General features: G+C 38.0%; 3 protein-coding genes. All 3 read left to right on the top strand.

Translation table 11 applies throughout. The features are described 5' to 3' along the window. The coding region (locus ACFV61_RS36045) for a hypothetical protein (RefSeq protein ID WP_380496415.1) at positions 1-292 on the top strand (292 nt) is incomplete at its 5' end. An 82-nt stretch (positions 293-374) separates the two neighbouring features. Beyond that, entirely contained in the window at positions 375-596 is a 222-nt protein-coding gene (locus tag ACFV61_RS36040; RefSeq protein WP_376642817.1) for a hypothetical protein, read from the top strand. A 53-nt stretch (positions 597-649) separates the two neighbouring features. Continuing rightward, positions 650-1,434: hypothetical protein (locus ACFV61_RS36035; RefSeq protein WP_380496413.1), on the top strand; the 785-nt coding region annotated here is incomplete at its 3' end.

The raw sequence follows: 1,434 nt of genomic DNA, 5'->3' as shown, positions 1-1,434 counted from the left end.
CTCTCTATCAGACCATATCGGAGAAGTAATTGAAATTACAGACATGGTCGCCCATGCGGTTGAATTAGAGGATGAAGTCACGAAAGAGACAATTCAGGCAATGCGCGTTGTTCTTTTAACAGCAGACGGACAAGGCTATCACAGTGTATCTCAGGGCGTAGCAAGCTCCCTACAACGTATCATTGGGATTGTAGGGCAAGGTCCTTGGACGGACGAGCCATTAAAAGTTGTTCCAAAAGAAGTTAAAACCCGCCGCGGCTTTAAAACATTGACACTTGCGCTTGTGGACTAATTAAATAGTCGCTCCGATCGGGGCGGCTTTTCTTATATTAAATTACTATATACGGAGGTTGCTAGACTTGGATAAAAACGTAATGATTTTCGACAACGGAGAACGCCGCACAGAGATTAAAGAGGATAGAGTGGAGAATATGTATTGTTTCGCTCAAAAGCTTGATGACGATACACAACAGATTATTAGTTTCACTCGTTCAGAAATGCTTGCAATAGTCTCCTATTTTCATGCTGAAGCACAAGACGAACTGTCACGCGGTTCTGTTCGCTATATTCCGACACAAAAAGCAGAAGCCATTTAAATATTAAATTGACAGGGAAATTCGTTTCCCTGTGACTTTTGTGTTTAAAGGGGGTGTCACTGAGTGGGAAGAAAAAGCGGCTGAAGAAGAAACAGCAGAAAAAACAAAATATAGCTGCCTTGAAAAAAGTCGGAATTACTGACAAAAAGGTTATAAAGGAATTAAAAAATAAACCTGCCACAGTAAATAAAATTGTTAAGAAAAAGAGTCGTAGTTTAATTGCAAATGAACGATCTGAATTAATTAAACGGTTAGGATTTAAAGTCTCCGAACATTCCGCAAAAAGGTATTGGAGCGAATCACGATTTAATGAATGGTATAACAAAGAATTAAATAAGCGGGCGAAGGCTGAAGAAAGAAAAAGAAAAGCGGCTGAAAGAAAAGCCCGACAAGCTACTGAACCCTATTTAATGATTTACTGGAAAGAAAAAACCGACACAATGATGGATGCAAATGTGATAGAGGACTTAAAACGGTCTTACAGACATGTGAGCGTTGATTATCTTATCGAATCTATAAGAGGTTTTTTAGGTGCTAAACTTCCCGCTGAAATAGGAACAATAAGTATGCATGTTGTCCCCAATAATAAAAGGAAACAGCATAAAGCATTTATGAGAAATTTTGATTCTCTTAGACTGGCTGATATGAATTCATGGATTTTGCTATATGAAGGAAAAGCCGATTTAAGGAGATATAAAGATTTATTAATTGCAATAAATGCAGGCATGAGGGTTTTATATGACAATGAAGAAAAGGCTCAATTTATTGGGGATTTAATTCAGAAATATCTCCCGCAAGTAAATATCAAAACGGCGAAACGTTTAGCGAAGGATTTACG

Origin of the sequence: Kitasatospora sp. NPDC059817 (assembly GCF_042731835.1) — a bacterium.
Lineage (GTDB): Bacteria > Actinomycetota > Actinomycetes > Streptomycetales > Streptomycetaceae > Kitasatospora.
The sequence above is the reverse complement of the archived record's forward strand: the minus strand, read 5'-3'. Positions and strand labels throughout refer to the sequence as shown.